The organism is Mycobacterium sp. 1482292.6 (assembly GCF_001672995.1).
Lineage (GTDB): Bacteria > Actinomycetota > Actinomycetes > Mycobacteriales > Mycobacteriaceae > Mycobacterium > Mycobacterium europaeum_A.
This window is the reverse complement of sequence record NZ_LZKV01000005.1, coordinates 1-528: the sequence shown is the minus strand read 5'-3', so window position 1 is coordinate 528 and position 528 is coordinate 1. Positions and strand designations below refer to the sequence as shown.

Annotated in this window: 1 pseudogene; it reads right to left on the bottom strand. The window is 71.0% G+C overall.

Features of this window, described 5'->3' with window-relative positions:
- Window positions 1–7 precede the first annotated feature (7 nt).
- Window positions 8–528, bottom strand: a pseudogene (locus tag A5624_RS00035) (LLM class F420-dependent oxidoreductase); the annotation flags it as partial.

The window sequence follows — 528 nt, the reverse complement described above, 5'->3', positions numbered from 1 at the left end:
CCGGCGACTATTTCCAGGTCGACTCGGCCCGGCTGTGGGACGTGCCCGACGTGCCGGTCGGCATCGGGGTGGCGATGTCGGTGAACCCGGCCTCCCAGTACGGCCGGACGCCCTCGACGATGGCATCGAGGTCAGGACCGCAGGGAATGGTCTCGGCGACGTCTTCGGGCCGCACGTACTGGGTCGCCCCGGCGAAGCCGGCCGGCGTCGGCAGATCCGCGTTGACCTTCCAGCCGCCGGCAAACCAGCGGAACTGGTCGTGTGCACGCTTCACCGCGGTGTCGCGGTCGGGATCCCAGGAGACCGGTATCTGGCCGACCACCCGTCCGCCGCCCGCGAGGTTGGCGGCTTGGCGGGCGGAGTGCCATTCCCTGACGAGTTCGGCGTCCGGCTCCACCGCAATGAGGTGGTCGGCCAGCTTGGCGAACTTGTCGACGCCCCGGGCACCCGCCATCGCCACCCCGATGCCGACCGGCACGTCGGGCACGTCCCACAGCCGGGCCGAGTCGACCTGGAAATAGTCGCCGG